This is a genomic window from Marinomonas sp. TI.3.20 (assembly GCF_038155025.1).
Classification (GTDB): domain Bacteria; phylum Pseudomonadota; class Gammaproteobacteria; order Pseudomonadales; family Marinomonadaceae; genus Marinomonas; species Marinomonas flavescens.
Map to the genome: position 1 here is coordinate 1 of NZ_JBAKAS010000080.1, position 437 is coordinate 437.

Genomic DNA, 437 nt, shown 5'->3' on the forward strand with positions numbered 1-437 from the left:
AATGTGGATGGCTACCAAGCTTATGAATCAACAAACGCAACGCTGGCCGGTTGCTGGGCACACGCACGTCGAAAATTTATTGAAGCGGAAAAAGGCATGCCCAAAGGCAAATCGGGCAAAGCAACCGTAGCGATTAATCACATTAAAAAACTGTATGCCGTCGAAGCATTAGCCAAGCAACAGAACACAACAGAAGGCGTTCTCAAAGTTCGACAAGAAAAAGTGCCTGCTATATTAGCGACGTACAAAGCATGGCTCGAAAAGTCCGTTCAACAAGTGCCGCCAAAAACACTCTTAGGCAAAGCGATCCAATATAACCTCAATCAATGGGACAAACTCACCGTTTACCTAACCGATGGGCGAATCAACATTGATAACAACCGAGCCGAACGGGCGATCAAACCCTTCGTTATTGGTCGTAAAAACTGGTTGTTTGC

1 protein-coding gene is annotated in these 437 nt (G+C 45.8%); it reads left to right on the forward strand.

Annotation, left to right across the window (positions count from 1 at the left end; translation table 11 throughout):
* On the forward strand, positions 1-437 hold a 437-nt coding region (locus tag V6259_RS19650; protein ID WP_341585970.1), incomplete at both ends, for an IS66 family transposase.